The 17,119-nt window shown below is 43.9% G+C and carries 3 protein-coding genes; all 3 read right to left on the reverse strand.

The features are described 5' to 3' along the window. Window positions 1-7: 7 nt before the first annotated feature. The 3 genes from V7K35_RS21565 to V7K35_RS21575 are packed head-to-tail and all read right to left on the reverse strand — an operon-like array spanning window position 8 to window position 17,113. Entirely contained in the window at window positions 8-5,851 is a 5,844-nt protein-coding gene (locus tag V7K35_RS21565) for a beta-ketoacyl synthase N-terminal-like domain-containing protein (protein WP_335081445.1), read from the reverse strand. Next, window positions 5,848-12,408 carry an amino acid adenylation domain-containing protein gene (locus V7K35_RS21570; protein WP_442939753.1) on the reverse strand — a complete coding sequence of 2,187 codons (6,561 nt, stop codon included), beginning with the start codon at window positions 12,406-12,408 and terminating at the stop codon, window positions 5,848-5,850. Before V7K35_RS21570 ends, V7K35_RS21565 begins: the two co-directional genes overlap by 4 nt. Next, window positions 12,377-17,113 carry an amino acid adenylation domain-containing protein gene (locus V7K35_RS21575; RefSeq protein WP_335081447.1) on the reverse strand — a complete coding sequence of 1,579 codons (4,737 nt, stop codon included), beginning with the start codon at window positions 17,111-17,113 and terminating at the stop codon, window positions 12,377-12,379. The genes V7K35_RS21570 and V7K35_RS21575 overlap by 32 nt, the downstream gene beginning before the upstream one ends. Window positions 17,114-17,119 lie beyond the last annotated feature (6 nt).

The following is a 17,119-nucleotide window of genomic DNA, read 5'->3' on the forward strand; positions in this document are numbered from 1 at the left end:
ATCAAGCTCAGTTAATCACTTCGTTTTGGAAAGCAAGTATTGTCTGCGTCTCATCTTCTGATAGTTGTTCAATCTCTGCTAAAGCTCTAGCTAAATCTTCCAAATCAGTCTGCTCTGCCAGCTTTTCTACGATAACCTCAGCTAACTCAGCTACTGTCGGCTGATTAAAAAATCCCTTATAAGAAAGTTCTATTTGGAAAGTTTTGCACAGTTGAGAAACTAATTGAGTGGCAAATAAAGAGTCTCCTCCTAATTCAAAGAAGTTGTCATGAATACCTACCTGTTCAATACCTAAAATTTGTTGCCAAATGTCAGTAAGGTTTCGCTCAATTTCATTGCGAGAAGCAACATAAGCATTTGCAAGATTAGGGCGGGAGTGGGTTGGTTTGGATTGACTCAGCTGGGCTAATTTTTCCTCTAAAGACTTAGCTGATTCCTTTGGCTTCATCAGGCTGGAAAAATCTTGAGTTGATACAATCATCTCAGGAACTGTGCTACTGCACAAAATACGTTTAAACGCTTCAATACCCTCTTCATAAGTCATTCCTCCTGTCAATTCTTTTCCTGTTATCTCCTGATGTCGTGCTTCGACCGAAACTGCCATTCCTAAATTGTTCCATCTATCCCAGTTAATAGATTTGATGAATGTGCCATGTTTGGAAGCACTGTAGTGAGCGAAGGAATCAAGGAAGGCATTCTCGGCGGTATAATCTACCATCCCGGATGACCCAATAAATGAACTCATTGATGAACACAGGACAAAGAAATCCAGCTTGGTTTCTTTGAAGAGAGCTTCGAGTACTCGTGTTCCCTGAACTTTCGGTGCTAAAGCACTTGCTGCGTCTTTTTTTGTTTTTAGTTGAATCATACCTCCGCCAAGGATTGCTGCGGTATGAATCACTCCATTGATCTGACCAAATCGTTGATTTACTTTTGCGATCGCCACCAACATTTGTTCAGAGTCAGCAACGTCAGCACTAATCGTCATGACTTCTGAACCCAGTGCTTTTAAGCTTTGCAATTTGCGAATTTTAGAACTTATGTGATCTTGTTGATCATGAGTGGATAGCCATGTTTCCCACTCGTCTGGTTCCGGGAAAGGCGATCGCCCCAACAATACTAATTTTGCCTGTACGCTCTGTGCCAAGTATTCTGCTAGTGTCAAACCAACTCCCCCCAATCCACCAGTGATCAAATAAACTCCTCTTTCTTTTAATCGAGGGTTTTCGGCAACGGTTGCATCTAATCGGACTGGTTCAAAATCTTGCACCCAGCAGTGAAGTCCACGGTAGGCAATAATCTGGTTGGAAGGTTGGCTTACTAGTTCCGCTAGGAGTTGGTCGAGAAGTTGCTGCTGTTGCCTACTTTCAGATTTTGGAATAACAATATCAATGCTACGGCAGCTGATGTTTAAATACTCTAGCGGTATGACCTGACATGGGCCAAGAACTAGTGCCTTCTCTGGACACAACACCTCTGCACCCGTTACTGCCTGCATATTGTTTGAGATCACTGTAATTTGACAATCAGTGGGATTGTGTTCTCCAATTGCTTGGGCAAGAAACAGTAAACTATAAAAGGCCAGTGCCTTTATCTTCTCCTGTAACTTAATTTCTGATTCTGGTTCAATGTCGGGTGTGACGTTCCATAAGTGAACTATTTTGTTGGGAATCTTATTTAGTTGACGCAGTTCTTTAAACAGAGTATCGTAGTCATCCCGTTCTTGAGGATTAATCGTATATCTGCACTCACTCTCACGCTCAAATTGCTGCCCGATTTTTACACCAATTACATTCTGACCCGCAAGTGCTAGCTGCTGCACCATTTTTTCGCTCAAGCCGCACTCATCCCCAAATATTAACCAGTATCCCGATTGATTTTTCCTAATTCCAGGTATAAATGGTTGCGGCGGCATGGAGCGCTTCCAGGAAGGAATGTAAAACCAGTCGGCAAGATCAGGTCTTTTATCTGGAGATAATTGAACATCTTCTCTTTGAAGCAAAACTGTAAATGCAGTAGGTGCTGAATCAGTTGCCGAAGCTCTAGCCAGAAATATTTCTTCCCCGAAAACTTCTGTCTCTGAGAAAACAGTGACCTCACCAAACCCATGCGATCGCAGTTTTTCTTGCCATTGCTCTTTGGACAAAAATGGATTACCTCGGCTGCGTTCTTCATCCTCTAAGGGATTCATCAGCAGACCGTCTGTTATGTCAAAATCTAATTGAGGTTTAGTTATCTCCCAGAGCATCAAAAATCCTCCAGGAGCTAACAAAGAGCGTAGGTGCTCTAGAGTTTCTGCAATGTTACGGGTGACATGTAATACATTTACAGCGATGACAACATCAAAGCCGTGACTGGAGTAACCTTGCTCACTGGGAGATTTTTGAATGTCCAGGAAACGATAATCGACGAAAGGATAATCAGCAAATTTTTCTTTGGCTCGGTTCAAGAGCAAACCACCCACATCCGTAAAAATGTAGTTTGTTTGTTTTGGAGGCAACACAGGCAATAATTCTGTCGTGGCAATACCCTGTCCACCACCGATTTCCAAGATTCTTAAGTTCACGTCTTCCGGTAAGGACTTCACCACTTGTTCCAGACTTGCCCGGAGAATTCCTTTCAAGTAGGTATTTACAGAGAATTCAGATTCTGATGTTTTTGCCTTTTGATCTGCTGTAGCAAAGTACAACTCTAACGGTTCTTTTTCCCCCATCAGCAGGGCTGGCAGATTTTCGCCAGACTGCTTAATTAAATCTACCATTTGGGGTGTGTCTGCCCATCTGTGGTTAATTTCTTCTAGCAGAGTATTTAAATACTCCGTAGAAAATGGTACAAACTTAGTAAACAGTTTCTGATCTTGCTGTAAGTAGCCTTGCTCTATCAACACATCCAAAAAGCGACATAACAATTGTTGATAGCGAGGAATAATATGGCATTGCTCAAATAACTCTTCAAAAGAATACTTGTCATCAGAGTTACCAAAAGCACCTAAACGTCTCAGAGCAAGGTTGATGTAGGCTGTACATAAACTATTCAACCACCGTTTGTTTTCCTGGTAGGTTTGAGCGTCAAACTCAGCTATTCCGGCACTAGCTTGGTTCTGACTTGCTTTTATCAGAAATTCCCAAAGCTCTGTTGGTTGCAACTGTTTTTTTGGAAGTAGCTGTTTTTGTTCTTCAATCCAATAGCGTTGGCGCTCAAATGGATAGGTCGGCAAAGGGATATGATGGCGTTGTTCATTTGTATAAAAACCAGACCAATCTACTTTGACTCCTAAAAGCCAGAGCCGACCTAAAGTGTTGAGTAAAAATGCTGCATCGGACTGTTGCTCTTGTGAATGGCGTATTGAGGTTATTACCACGAGTTCATCTTTTTGATGTGCAAGTGCGAAAGTACTTAAAGTCCGCCCTGGGCCGACTTCCAGCAAGATGCGCTCAGGTGTTTTGACCAACTCAGTAATTCCTTCGCTAAAGCGCACAGTTTGCCGTATATGCTTTGCCCAATAGTTGGGGTCTGTTGCTTCTGCTACAGTAATCCAAGTGCCACTAACGTTGGAAATAAATGGGATTTGGGGAAGATTGAGCTTGACTTTTTTTAATTGCTGTGTATATGGCTCAATGATCGAGTCCATCATCTGGGAATGAAAGGCATGGGATGTATGCAGTCGCCGACAAATGACTCCTTTTTCCTGTAATTTTTGTTGCAATTCATCTACTGCTTCAGTCAGACCCGAAACCACACATGAAGATGGTGCATTGCTTCCTGCTATTTGTAAAGATGTTCCAGAGAACGTCTTTACATCCAAAAAGAGTCGAACCTCCGACTCACTAAGTTGCACGGAGAGCATAGCGCCAGGAGGAAGTTGCTGCATCAATTGTCCTCGCTTCGCTACTAGCGCTAAGGCATCTTCCAAAGAGAAAACTCCAGCAAGAGTTGCTGCCACATATTCCCCAATACTGTGACCAATCATTGCTTCGGGACGCACACCCCAAGCCATCCACAATTGCGCCAGAGCATACTCAATCACAAACAGCGCAGGCTGGGTAATATGAGTCTGTGTCAATTGCTGTGCTGTTTCTTGAGCTTGTGCTTCACTTGGATACAGCACAGAACGCAAATCAAGACCCAGATGCGGTTTGAGTAATTCTGCACAGTTATCGACTTGTGAAGTGAAGGTAGGCTCATTCTGATAAAGTTCCAAAGCCATGTTCACGTACTGAGCGCCCTGTGGGGAAAACATAAATACTACAGGGCGATGACAAGGTTTTTGGTAATGTGTCAAAACTCGTTGATGCTCTGAAGATTTCAACGCCTTTACGGCATCCTCAAGATTCTGGCACACCAAAATTCGGCGATGATCGAAAGCTTTACGACCAACACCAAGAGTGTGAGCGACATCAGCGATATTCAATTCAGAATGTTGCTGCAAGTAATCTGCCAAATTTGCCGTGGCGGTTTCCAATGCTGTACTCGTCTTGGTAGAAAGTAACAACAATTGCCAGCCTCGAGAAGGGCTAGAGGCTTTTACGACAGGAGCTTCTTCAATAATCAGATGGGCATTCGTCCCGCCAATTCCAAAGCAACTGACACCAGCACGGCGAGGAGTGCCATTGGTCTTCCACTCAGAAAGGGAAGTATTGACATAAAAAGGACTGTTAGCAAAATCAATCTGGGGATTGGGTTCCTGAAAGTGCAAGCTTGGTGGTATCTGTTTATGCTTGAGAGCTAGAACGGTTTTAATCAAACCTGTTACCCCAGAGGCGGCATCTAAATGTCCGATGTTTGTTTTTATCGAACTAATTGCACAGAAGCCCTTTTTCTCAGTATTGGTGCGAAAAGCTTGTGTGAGAGCGGCGATTTCAATCGGGTCTCCTAGTGATGTTCCTGTCCCATGAGCCTCAATATAGGTAATCGTTTCGGGTTCAACCTCGGCAACAACTTGAGCTGTTCTAATTACCTTGGCTTGACTATCTATACGAGGTGCGGTGTAGCTAACCTTAAAAGATCCATCGTTATTGATAGCGGAACCTTTGATGACTGCATGGATAGAATCTCCATCTGCTAGAGCATCTTCTAATCTCTTCAAAACCACAATACCTACACCTTCGCCGCTAACAGTTCCCTGTGCCTTTGCATCAAAAGCGCGGCAGTGTCCGTCAGGAGATCCAATTCCTCCCTCTTTATAAAAATAGCCACTTTTTCTGGAAGAACTTATGGAAACACCACCTGCTAAAGCCATATCACATTCACCATTAAGCAAGCTTTGGCAGGCTAAGTGAACAGCAACTAATGAAGTTGAGCAGGCGGTTTGAACTGTATAACTTGGCCCGGTTAGGTTAAGTTTGTAAGAAACGCGTGTTGTGAGATAATCTTTGTCACCTGCGATCGCAAGTTGGTGAGAATCTATAGAACTGATAATATTTGGGTTTAAATAAACATTAAGTAAATAGCTACTTAAGCTAGATCCGGCATAAACTCCAATCGAACCTTTGTAGGTTTCTGAGTCATAACCGGCATCTTCAAGGGCAACACACGCACATTCCAAAAAAATCCGGTGTTGCGGATCGGTGATTTCGGCTTCTTTGGGATTGAAGCCGAAAAATGAAGCATCAAAAAGTTCTACATCTTCTAATACAGCGCGTGCTTTGACAAACTTTGGGTCTTTGAGTATGGCTGGATCTACCCCTGAAGATAACAGTTCTTCATCAGTAAAAAAAGAAATTGACTCTATACCATTTTGGAGATTTTCCCAAAACTTATCAACATTTTTTGCTCCAGGAAAACGTCCTGCTATGCTAATGACCGCTATCTCTGAACCATTTCTCGAAGTAGATTCTATCGGAGTACTCATTCTTCTTTAACTCCTTTATTATTCATTGACTTCATTTTATTAAGGCGTTTTTGTTGTTGAGATTTGCCAGCAGATATTTTTTCTATTTGAATATGAGTTTCATTTAAAGATGATGTTTGATTTTTCGCTTGATTGAAGAATTCTGCGAGAGAGCTTACGGTTGGGTATCTAAACAAATCGAGCAATGATAAATCGATTTTGAATATTTCATGTAATTGAGTATGAACCCTAACCATAAGTAATGAATGACCACCGAGTTCAAAGAAGTTATCGTGAATGCCTATCTTCTCAACATTGAGAGATATTTGCCAAACAGTGGCAATCGCCTGTTCTATCTCCGTTTGTGGCATCACATAAGCAACTTCTAACTTTGGGCGCAGAGTTTCTGGTGCAGGTAGTGAGCGTCGATCAAGCTTTCCGTTGGGCAGAAGTGGCAAGGCTGAGAGTACAATGAAAGCCGAGGGCACCATGTATTGTGGTAGCTTCTCCTGAAGAAAGCCACGCAGTTCAGTGGCTGTAAGTGTCTGCTCTGGATGAGCGGTAACATAGGCTACTAAATGCTTATCACTCTGCTCGTCTTCCCAAGCTACTACTAACGCTTCTCGAACTTTAGCGTGTTGGCTTAATTTCGATTCAACCTCGCCTGGTTCGATACGGAAGCCCCGGATTTTAACTTGATCATCTATGCGTCCAAGAAGTTCAATGTTGCCATCACTGAGGTAGCGGCCTAAGTCGCCCGTTTTATACAGGTGCGTCCCTGATTTCTCGCTAAAAGGATTGGGAATAAATTTCTCAGCAGTGAGTTCAGGACGATTGAGGTAGCCCCTAGCAATCCCAACACCACCGATATACAATTCACCCGGTACACCGGATGGTGTAGGGTTCAAATGTTTGTCTAGTAAATAGACTTGAGTATTAGCAATCGGACGACCAATAGGTACAGAATAAACTGATTGGTTTTCTTGGCAGCTAGCTGGTTCATAAATTGTCACACCAATCGTTGCCTCAGTCGGGCCGTAAGCATTAAGCCAACGAATGCGTAGATGCCCGGAGGGCAGCTTCTCGTATAGATCGCTTCCGGCGGGGTTTTGCCCATCGCCTACCAGTTTCTCCCAAAGCGCAAGTTTTTCTGGTAAAGTTTGCTCAGTTCCGACAATCACTAAGCGAAGTGTAACAGGTAATGGTGCTTCTGTTTGAGCGAGGTTAGATACCCACTCATGCCAGTATGCTGTTGGTAAATTAAGGACAGTGAGTTTTTCCTGTTTCAAGAATTGGAGGAAGTGTGCAAAAGCTAGTACCCGATTAGGTCGAATCACAACAGTTGACCCGCTTAACCATGATGGAAACAGTTCTTCTACTGCAACATCAAAGCTAATAGAAGCAAATTGGAGAATGCGATCTTCTGGTTGAAGTTCATAGGCTTTTGCTGCGGCGATACTGTGGTTCACCAAAGCTTGATGCGTTATCAGAACGCCTTTAGGTGTTCCCGTAGACCCGGAGGTGTAAATCACATAAGCCAGGTTTTTGGCTGTGACACTACTACTGTGGTTCTCCTGAGCATAGCTAAAGTCATTTATCTCCCAGTCTGCATCCATGCACACAACTTTAGCCCCATGTTTAGGGAGTTGTGCAACTAGCTGCTTTTGAGTAAGCAATATCAGAGGTTTTGCATCTTCTAGTATTAAAGCCAAGCGTTCCTGTGGGTAGGATGGGTCTAATGGTACATATACTCCACCACCTTTCAGGGTCGCTAGGATTGCGATCGCCATATCAAGCGATCGCTCCACACAAATTCCCACTAGTACCTCTGGACTGACGCCAAGCGATCGCAAGTAGTATGCTAGTTGATTCGCTCGCTGGTTCAGTTCTTGGTAGGTCAACTGTTGGTCTTCAAAGACTACTGCTATACTATCAGGCGTGCGTTCTACCTGAGCCTCAAACAACTGATGAATGCACTGATGTTGAGGATACTCAACCGAGGTATCATTCCACTTCACAAGCAATGTCTTCTCAGGTTGAGTTAACATTGATAACTCTGACAGGCGCTGCTGTGGATTGGCGACAATCCCAGAGAGCAACATTTGCAAATGCCCTACCATCCGGCAAATGGTACTTGACTCGAATAAATCAGTATTGTACTCCAGAGTTCCAACTAGCCCCTGTACCCTTTCTGTCATATCCAGAGTCAAATCAAACTTGGCAGTGCTACTCTTACTTGCCAAAGGACTGAAAGTCAAACCAGGCAACTCTAATGCTGACATCGGTGCATTCTGGAGCACAAACATTACTTGAAACAGTGGTGTGTAACTCAAGTCTCGCGGTGGTTGCAGTTCCTCTACCAGCTGCTCAAAAGGCAAATCTTGGTGAGCATAGGCTCCTAGTGCCAATTCCCGCACACGAGTTAATAGCTCCCTAAAGGTGGGATTACCTCCCATTTTAGTTCGCAGTACCAATGTATTGACAAAAAAGCCAATCAACCCTTCTATATCTGCACGGTTGCGGTTAGCTATAGGCGAACCCACCACAATATCTTCTTGTCCTGTGTAACGCCATAGCAGGGTCTGAAAAGCTGCCAACAGGGTCATAAATAAGGTAACTCCTTCGTGCTGGCTCAATTTCTTCAGGGCAACAGATAGCTCAACAGATAGCTCGAATGAATACGTAGCACCTTGAAAAGTCTGAGTGGCGGGTCGCGGATGGTCAGTAGGTAACTCCAGTAATGTTGGTGCACCCTCTAAGTGCTTCAGCCAGTAAGATATCTGCGATTGTAGTACCTTTCCTTGCAACCATTGCCGCTGCCAAGCTGCGAAGTCTACATATTGGATTGGCAGTTCCGCTAAGGCTGAGGGTTGTTCATCACAGAAGGCTTGATAAAGTTTTGCTATCTCACGCACCAGTACGCCTATTGACCAACCGTCAGAGGCAATGTGGTGCATCGTCAGTAGTACTATATACTCTTGTTCCCCAAGGCGCAGTAATTTCACTCGCAACAGGAAATCGCTGTTGAGGTCAAAGGGTTGTTGTGCTTCAAAATATGCTAATTGTCTGACTGAGGCTTGTTGTTGACTTGAAGGTAACTCACTGATATCAACCAGAGGCAACGGTAATGGTATTGCTGATGAAATAACTGCTACAGGTTGCCCTTCTATTGTGTGGAAATTCGTTCGTAAGCCTTCGTGGCGGCGTAGAATTTCGTTGAAACTCTGTTGTAGTGCTTCTTGGTTCAATTGTCCCTGTAGGCGAACAGCAGCAGGGATATTGTAAAAGGGGCTGTTTGGTTCTAACTGGGCAAGGAACCATAGTCTCTGTTGAGCAAATGATAGAGGTAAATTTTGTGAGCGTGAAATCCGCTCAATGTTAGCTGCTTCGAGTCCTAAACCTGCCTTGGTCGCTTTTTCAATGTCTTTGGCTAGCCCAGCTATTGTTGGTTGTTCAAATAAACGACGTAAAGGAAGCTCTTGCTGAAAAACTTGCCGTACTTGGGAAATCACGCGAGTTGCAAGGAGCGAGTGCCCTCCCAAGGTAAAGAAGTTATTGTGAATGCCTACTTTCTCAATACCAAGCACCTCTGCCCAGATTAAGGCTAGCATCTCCTCAATTGGTGTGGAAGGAGCGATAAAATCGGATTCAGATAATAACTGTGTGACTTTAGGTGCAGGCAATGCTTTACGATCCACTTTACCATTAGGTGTGAGTGGTAGTACCTCCAGCATGACAAAAGCTGCTGGCATCATGTAGTTTGGCAACTTCAACTCCAGAAAGTCACGCAGTTCAGTAATTGTCAGTGTTTGCTGTGACTGAGGAACAACATAAGCTACTATTTGTTGAGAATAAGTTTCATCAGAACTAACGACAACTACAGTTTCTCGAACTTTGAGGTATTGGCTCAGGTGTGCTTCAATCTCAGACAGTTCAATGCGGAAACCACGAACTTTTACCTGATGATCGATACGCCCTAAGTATTCAATCTCTCCATTTGGCAGATAACATGCTATATCTCCTGTTTTGTATAAACACGTCGCTAATTTGTCACTAAAAGGGTTGGGAATAAACTTTTCTGCTGTCAGTTCAGGGCGGTTTAAATAGCCACGTGCTAGTCCTTCCCCACCTATGTATAGTTCGCCTGGTATACCAATAGGAACGAGTTGTAACTTTTGATCTAACAAATAAACTTGTGTATTGTTAACAGGGCAACCAATAGGCGGGATGTTGCTGGTTCCCTTCTGTATCCAAGCAAATGTCGAATAAGTCGTATCTTCGGAAGGACCGTACAGATTGAAAACCTGCTGTATATTATCCCACTGATAAAGTTGCTGTACAAGTTTGTTTTGGAGTGGTTCACCAGCTATATTAATTGTATGTACTGAAGTTATAATGCCCTCAGTCTTCAGTAACTCTGCAATTACACTGGGAACCGTATTGATTAGAGTTACATTATTGTCTGTTCTTAAAGTGGGTAAATGTAATGCATTCTCGACCAAGATAACCTTGCCACCGCAGTTGAGAGGAACAAATATCTCAAAAACTGAAAGGTCGAAGCAAATTGAGGTTGACGCCAAAACTCCAAGCAAAGCTTCAGCCGCAAAGATTTTTTTTGCCCAATCTAACATAGCAACCGTGCTATGGTGTTTGATCATTACACCCTTGGGTTTGCCAGTTGAGCCAGAGGTATAGATGATATAAGCCAAGTTGTCAGTAGTTACCTGATTAATTGAATTTTCCTTACTTTCCTGGGCAATAGCCTGCCAATCAGCATCTAAACAAACGACTTTGGCTTTGTGTTCAGGCATTCCCTTCATGAGCCGCCTTTGAGTCAGCAGCACCGACACTTGGGCATCTTCTAGTGTAAAAGCTAATCGCTCTTGGGGATAAGTGAAGTCTAGCGGCACATAAGCGCCATCTGCCTTGAGGATACCCAATAGCCCGATAACCATATCAAGCGATCGCTCCACACAAATTCCCACTAGTACCTCTGGTTCCACTCCCAGAGAACGCAGATAGTGCGCTAGTTGATTCGCTTTGGCGTTCAGTTCTCGATAGGTCAACTGTTGGTCTTCAAAGACAATAGCAATTGCATCAGGCGTGCGTTCTACCTGAGCCTCAAACAACTCATGAATGCATTGGTTTTGAGGATAGTCAACTTGAGTGTTATTCCATACCAACAATTGATGTCGTTCAGCTTCAGTCAACAGTGGTAATTCGGACAGGCGTTGTTGTAAATTTGCGACCATCCCCTCTAATAATGTTTTTAGATGCCCTAACATCCGGTTGATCGTGTTGGCATCAAAGCGTTCATTACCATCGGAAGTAATTTGAAGCAACAACTCTTTACCTGGGTTTACGCTTAGGGTAAGGGGATAGTTCGTCCTTTCAAAAGCGCTAAAACTTTTAATCTCTAAGTTTAGATCCAGTTTCCGTAAGGAAGCATCTACAGGGTAATTCTCAAAAACCACGATACTCTCGAACAGAGGCAGACTTCTAGGAACTTCACTCCATCCCTGGACTTTTAGCAATGGACTATATTCATATTGACGTGTTTCAATTTGTTGAGTTTGGATCTGTTTGAGCCAAGGTAGAAGAAACTCTTTTGGTGATACTTTTACTCTTACTGGTAGCGTATTGATAAACAGTCCTACCATAGACTCTGCTTTGGCTAAGGTGGAGGGACGACCGGAAGTAGTAGCCCCAAAAACTACATCTTCCTCACCACTATAACGGCTTAATAGCAAAGCCCAAGCTCCCTGTACCAGTGTATTGAGCGTTAGCTGCTGCTGCTGTCCTAAAAATTGCAATGCTGCTGTTTTTTCGACTGAAAGCTTAATTTCTTGCTGATTATTGTCATCTTTTGAACTGAGCAATTGCCCAAAACCTTTGTCTACCCATAGCCGTGTTGGAGTTGTAAAACCCTTGAGCAGTTGCCGCCAGAATGCTTCAGCCTGGGATAGATTTTGCTGCTGTAGCCAGACGATGTAATCCCGATAACAACGAATCGGCTCCAGGTATACGTCTTGATCTTTACTGAAGGCTTTATAACAGTCAAAAACTTCTTTAAAGATTGTGGCATTAGACCACCCATCGATCAGCAGATGATGATGGCTCCAAGTAAAGTGATAATAGTTTTTTGCCAGATGGTGAAGTGTCAGACGTATCAACGGTGGGCGAGTCAGTTCAAAGCCAACAGAGCGATCGCTTTTCAAAAAAGCTTCCAGCTGTTGTTGCTGTTCGACTGAAGAGAGATGCCGCAAGTCTAGCAGCACCGACGGTAGCGTCACTTGCCGATGCACAACTTGCACTGGTTCTTTTAAACCTTCCCAAATAAAGCCGGTTCGTAGAATTGAATGCCGTTCTACAATCTGCTGCCAAGCTTGCTGAAATGCCGCAATGTTGAAGTTTCCTTCCAGAGTCCAACTCAATTGCTCAAAATAAACTCCGGATTCAGGAGCAGCAATACTATGGAACAAAATGCCCTGCTGCATGGGCGATAGCGGATAAAAATCTTCGATGTTTTTATTTTTCACACTCATGTCACATATCTCCAATTGCTCCTGTAATGGCATCAAGGTCAGCTTGACTCCATTGGCTTTGTTCAAACTTTGCAAAGTCAGAAGGGGTGAAACCGCCTGCATCAGGTGATTGGCAGTGGGTGATGAGCGATCGTAGTGCCTCAATAAACCCTTGAGCAAGTACTTCAACTGTGGTTTGGCGATGCAGCTTCTGGCTATAAGTCCAGCTCATTTGCAGCCGTCCCTGAGAAATGCCGCCGTTAATTTCCAGCAAATGAGTTCGCTTGCTTCGTAAACTGTGACTGGGGCCGATGGACTCCTGAGCTAAACTAAATAAAGAGGATTCCGGTAAAACTTGGTCAAACTGTCCCAAATAGTTAAAAATCACTTCAGCTTTTGGCAATAAACTTAGCTGCTCAGTAATTTCCTGATCCCTAGTAAGGTAGTGCAGCAGTCCATAACTAATACCTCGATTTGGAATAGCTCGTAGTTGCTCTTTAATTGCCATCAAGGATTTTCCTGGCTGGGAAGCGTTTTCTAGACTCAGGTGTACCGAAAAGATAGATGTGAACCAGCCCACAGTCCGTGATACATCTACATTCTCAAATAGTTCTTCTCGCCCATGTCCTTCCAAGTCAACTAGTAGAGAACTTTTTCCTGTCCACTGGGCAAATGCTTGTACCAGTGCTGTCAGTAATACATCGTTAATTTGCGTCTGATAAGCTGCTGGCACCTTTTGCAGCAAGGCTTGAGTTTCCTTAACAGAAAGTGATACCGACACCTTACAGGCTGTTTCTTCTCTGTTGTTTCCGCCTAAATAATCTACGGGTATAGGCTCAACGGGTTGATCAAGAATTGTCAGCCAATAATCTAACTCTGAACGTAGCGCTGAAGAACGTGCATATTCTTGCAAACGGTTAGACCACTGCTTGAATGAAGTTGTTTTGGGTGGCAACTGTATCACCTTGCCCTCAGAGAGTTGATGGTAAGCTGTTTGAAAATCTTCAATTAAGATTCGCCAAGAAACCCCATCAACAGCTAAGTGGTGGATAATCCAAAGCAAGCGACAAGGTTTCTCGCCACCCAGGTCAAAAAGGGCAACCTGAAATAATAGTCCAACTGAGAGATTCAAGCTACCTTGAAGTTTAGCAGCTATTGCTTCCATAGCAGCCGCTTGTTCCTCTTTTGGCAGTGCTGACAAATCTAAGTGTGTTAGTGGCACTAAATGATCAGGACTAGCAATAACCGCCTGAGTACCAAATTCTTCTTGTATAAATCGCAAACGTAGGACATCGTGATGTCTTTGTAAAGACTGCATCACTTGCTCTACAAGTACAGGGTCAATGCTCTGCTTGAGTTCCAGCAGCACCGCCTGATTCCAGTGATCTGGTTCTGGTTGTTCTTGTTCAAAAAACCATTGCTGAATAGGTGTTAGTGGTAATAATCCAGTTACTGCACTCTGTTCGGCTGGAATTTTCTCATTTGTGCCAGCTACGGCTGCCAGTTGAGCGATCGTCTGGTATTGAAATAGTTGCTTAGGAGTTAAGTACAACCCTGCAAGGTTTGCTTTGGATATGATTTGAAGGCTGAGGATTGAATCCCCACCCAACTCAAAAAAGTTGTCGTTTATACCTATACTTTCTAAACTGAGTACCTGCGTCCAGATAACAGCCAATTGTTTTTCAACGCTTGTCTGAGGTGCAATAAAGGCTTCTTCTAATTCTGGGCGTATTTGGTCAGGCACTGGTAGGGCTTTGCGATCCACCTTACCGTTAGGAGTGAGCGGTAGTGCTTCTAGGATGACAAAAGCTGCTGGCATCATGTAGTTTGCCAACTTCAACTCTAAGAAACCGCGCAGTTCACAAATTGTTAATGTTTGCTCTTTTTGAGGAACGACATAAGCGACTATTCGTTGAGAAGAAGCTGAATCAGAACGAACGATAACTACAGTTTCTCGGACTGCTGGGTGTTGGCTCAGGTGTGCTTCAATTTCAAACAGTTCAATGCGGAAACCACGAACTTTAACTTGGTAGTCAGTACGTCCTAAGTATTCAATGTCTCCATTGGGTAAGTAGCGTCCCTGATCGCCGGATTTATAAAGGCGTGCGTTTGGTTTATCACTGAAGGAATTGGGAATAAATCTCTCGACAGTGAGTTCTGGTCGATTCAGATAACCTCGTGCTACACCAGCACCACCAACGTAAATCTCACCCCTGACTCCAATCGGTACTAGTTGTTGATATTGGTCTAACAAGTAAACTTGCAAGTCAGGAATTGGACGACCAATGAAATTCCCACAAGCAGCTTCTAAGTCTGCGCTCGTCAGTGGACGATATGTCACATGCACGGTTGTTTCCGTAATGCCGTACATATTGACTAACTGGGGAAACTGGTCACCGTGGCGCTCAAACCAAGGTTTTAAACTCTGAAGTTCCAAAGCCTCTCCACCGAAAATTACTAGTCGCAGGCTCAACTTGTTGGCATCTCCCAACGATTCCTCTGCTTGTATAAGTTGGCGGAAAGCAGAAGGGGTCTGGTTGAGTACTGTTACTTGCTGTGTTGACAACAATTTGTAGAAATCTTGCGGTGAACGACTCAACCAGTATGGTACTAACACTAACTTTCCACCATATAGCAGGGCACCCCAGAGTTCCCAAACCGAAAAATCAAAGGCATAAGAATGGAACAGTGAAAAGACATCCTTTTGGTTGAAGTTATACCAAGACTCAGTTGCTACGAATAAACGCACAACATTGGCGTGATTTACCAAGACGCCTTTGGGTTGACCTGTTGAGCCGGAAGTATAGATAATATAAGCTAGGTTATCAGTTGTGCAGTTACTGATTAAGTTCTGTTGGCTTTGTTGGGCGATACTTCCCCAATCTGTGTCTAGGCAAACAGTCCTTGTTTGAGATTCTGGCAACTTCTCTATTAGACGCTGTTGGGTCAGCAGTACTGGTATCTGTGCGTCCTGCAATATGAAAGCTAATCTTTCTGCGGGATATGCTGGATCTAGTGGTACATAAGCACCACCAGCTTTAAGTATGCCCAAAAGTCCGATCACCATTTCCAGCGATCGCTCCACACAAATTCCCACGAGTACCTCTGGTTCTACTCCTAGTTTTTGCAGATAGTGCGCCAGTTGATTGGCTCTTGCATTTAGTTCACAGTAGGTCAACTGCTGGTCATCAAACACCACTGCTACAGTATCGGAGGTGCGTTCTACTTGAGCCTCAAACAACTGATGGATGCACTGGTGTTGGGGATACTCAAGCGAAGTATCATTCCACTTTACTAGCAGTGCCTTCTCGGCTTGAGTTAACAGTGGTAACTCAGACAGACGCTGCTGTGGATTAGCAACTATCTCAGAGACCAACGTTTGTAAATGCTCAGCCATCCGGCTGATGGTGCTTGACTCGAATAAATCAGTATTATACTCTAAACTGCCAATTAATCCCTGTGCTGTTTCTGTCATCAACAGAGTCAAATCAAATTTAGTACTACCACTCTCACTTGCTAGAAGATTTAAACTCAAACCTGGCAACTCTAAAGCCGACATCGGTGCATTCTTAAGCGCAAACATCACCTGGAACAGTGGCGTGTAACTCAAAGAACGCTGTGGTTGCAGTTCGTCTACAAGCTTCTCAAAAGGTAAATCTTGGTGAGTATAAGCTCCTAATGCCACTTCCCGCACACGAGTCAGTAGCTCCCCAAAAGTGGGATTACTTGCTAAGTTAGTTCGCAGTACTAGGGTATTGACAAAAAACCCAATTAGCCCTTCTATTTCCGCTCGATTGCGGTTGGCGATGGGTGAACCGACCACAATATCTTCTTGCCCTGTGTATCGCCATAACAAAGTCTGGAAAGCTGCCAGCAGAGTCATAAACAACGTAGTTCCTTGCTGCTGGCTCAATTTCTTCAGGGCTTGTGATAGCTCGACAGATAGCTCAAATGAGTAACTGGCACCCTGAAATGTCTGAACGGCAGATCGCGGATGGTCAGTTGGTAACTCCAGTACTGATGGTGCACCTTCTAACTGCTTTTTCCAGTAAGATATTTGGGATTGTAGTACATCTCCTTGTAGCCATTTTCGCTGCCAAGCTGCGAAGTCTGCATATTGGATTGCCAGTTCAGCTAACGGTGAGAATTCTCCAGTAGAAAAGGCTTTATAAAGCGTTGCTATTTCACGAATAAGTATCCCTTTTGACCAGCCATCAGAGATAATATGATGCATTGTAAACAGCAACACGTATTCTGCCTCGTCCAGTCGTAGGAGAGTACATCGCAGTAGGGAACCTTCTACTAGATTGAATGGCATTTGAGCTTCCTTTGTAGCGAGGCGCAGAACCTCTTTCTCACGATCTGCGTCAGGAAGTTTTTGTAGATCCACTACTGGCAGCTTTAATGCTAGAGTCGGAGCGATGACTTGGACTGGTTGCCCCTCGACGGTACTAAAGGTAGTGCGTAGGACTTCGTGGCGGTGTAGAATTTCATTAAAACTTTGCTCCAGTACGGCTAAATTCAGCGCTCCTGTCAGACGCACGGCCGCGGGTTGATTGTAAAAGGGGTTTCCTGGCTCCAACTGTTCAAGGAACCACAGTCGTTGTTGGGCGAAAGACAACGGGAAAATGTTGGAATCTCGACTTTGAGACGTGATTTTTGTTCGAGAAGCGTTTTCTTTTTTCTGCCTGAGTCGTTGCACAAGAAGCTCACGTTTCTCCACAGAAAGATTAGCAATATCTTTAACTAGATCACTCATTTCCTG

It is taken from the genome of Nostoc sp., from assembly GCF_036917275.1.
Taxonomy (GTDB): Bacteria; Cyanobacteriota; Cyanobacteriia; order Cyanobacteriales; family Nostocaceae; genus Nostoc.

Bases quoted from the DNA above. Each gene is read 5' to 3' on its own strand.
- V7K35_RS21575 (WP_335081447.1), bottom strand. From the start codon at position 17,113: ATGAGTGATCTAGTTAAAGATATTGCTAATCTTTCTGTGGAGAAACGT.
- V7K35_RS21570 (WP_442939753.1), bottom strand. From the start codon at position 12,408: ATGCCATTACAGGAGCAATTGGAGATATGTGACATGAGTGTGAAAAAT.
- V7K35_RS21565 (WP_335081445.1), bottom strand. From the start codon at position 5,851: ATGAGTACTCCGATAGAATCTACTTCGAGAAATGGTTCAGAGATAGCG.